Here is a 1,556-nt window from a genome sequence, read left to right on the forward strand (position 1 = left end):
CCGCGGCCGAAGTAGTCATACAAGCGCGCATACTCGCGGTACAGCTCGTCGTACACCTTGACGGCGCTCGGGTTCGGAACGTACGGCTTTTCGCGCACGCTGCCCATCTCCCGCGCCGCTTCCTCAATGGAGTCGTATCCGCCGCGCGCCTTCCCCGCCGCCACGGCGCCGAACATCGCCGCGCCGAGCGCCGGCGCCTGCGTCGATGCGCCGATGTAGATGGGCATGTTGAGCACGTCCGCGTAGATCTGCATCATCAGCGCGTTCTTCTGCGCAATCCCGCCACACGCGTACATCTCGTCGACCGGCACGCCGCTCGCGCGGAAGGTCTCGACGATCATCCGCGTGCCGTACGCGGTCGCCTCAATCAGCGCCCGATAGATGTCCTCCGGCTTTGTCGCGAGCGTCGCGCCTATCAGAAGACCCGTGAGGTCCGCGTCGACGAGCGTGGATCGGTTCCCGTTCCACCAGTCGAGCGCGAGAAGCCCCGTCTCGCCCGGTCTCAGCTTCGCCGCCTTTTGCGTCAGGAGATCGTGGATGCCGATGCCCTCGCGCCGCGCTTCGTCCCAGTACGCCGGCGGCACCCCGTTCTCAACCCACCACTCGAAGTGGTCTCCGACGCAGGACTGCCCAGCCTCATACCCCATGTACCCCGGGATGATCCCGTCCTCGACCACGCCGCACATGCCCGGCACCGCGCGCTCCTCCGTCCCCAACAGGACGTGGCAGGTCGACGTGCCGATGATCATCAGCATCTTGCCCGGCTCGGTGATCCCGACCGCCGGCATCGACACGTGCGCATCCACGTTGCCCACGGCCACCGGCGTCCCGGGCAAGAGTCCGATGCGGCGCGCCATCGCCTCCGTCAGCTCTCCTGCCCGCGATCCAATGGGCAGGATGGGCCCCCACAGCTTCTCGTCCACGACGTGCTCCAGGCGCGGATGAAGAGCCCTGAAGAAGTCGGGGTCCGGATATCCTGTCCGCTTGTGCCAAATGGACTTGTACCCCGCCGGGCACGAGCTGCGCACGAGTTTGCCCGTCAGCTGCATCACGATCCAGTCGGTCGCCTCCACCATGGCGTCCGCCGCATCGTAGATCTCCGGCGCCTCGTCGAGAATCTGCCAGATCTTCGGGATCATCCATTCCGACGAAATCTTGCCGCCGTAGCGCGCGAGAAACGCCTCCCCGCGCTCGCGCGCGATGTCGTTCAACTTGTTCGCTTCGTCCTGCGCGGCATGGTGCTTCCACAGCTTCACGTACGCATGCGGATGCCGCTCAAAGCGCGGCTCCAAGCACAGCGGCGTACCGTCGGCCCGGATTGGCAACATCGTACAGGACGTGAAGTCGATGCCGATTCCGATCACGTCCTCCGGCCGCACGCCCGACTCGCGGAGCAGCCGAGGAATCGTCTCCTCAAGAACCTCCACATAATCGCGCGGATGCTGGAGCGCCCAGTCGGGTCCCAGGCGCGTCACCCCATCCGGCAGGTACTCGTCCATCACGCCATGCGTGTACTCCTTCACGGCTGTCGCAATCTCGCGACCTGTCCCAATCTC

At 65.7% G+C, this 1,556-nt stretch carries 1 protein-coding gene; it reads right to left on the minus strand.

Features of this window, described 5'->3' with window-relative positions:
* Positions 1 to 1,553 (minus strand): ribulokinase (gene araB, locus AMA01_RS13420; RefSeq protein ID WP_376738347.1); only part of this gene is annotated, 1,553 nt, incomplete at its 3' end.
* Positions 1,554 to 1,556 lie beyond the last annotated feature (3 nt).

The organism is Alicyclobacillus mali NBRC 102425, assembly GCF_001570745.1.
GTDB classification, from domain to species: Bacteria; Bacillota; Bacilli; order Alicyclobacillales; family Alicyclobacillaceae; genus Alicyclobacillus; species Alicyclobacillus mali.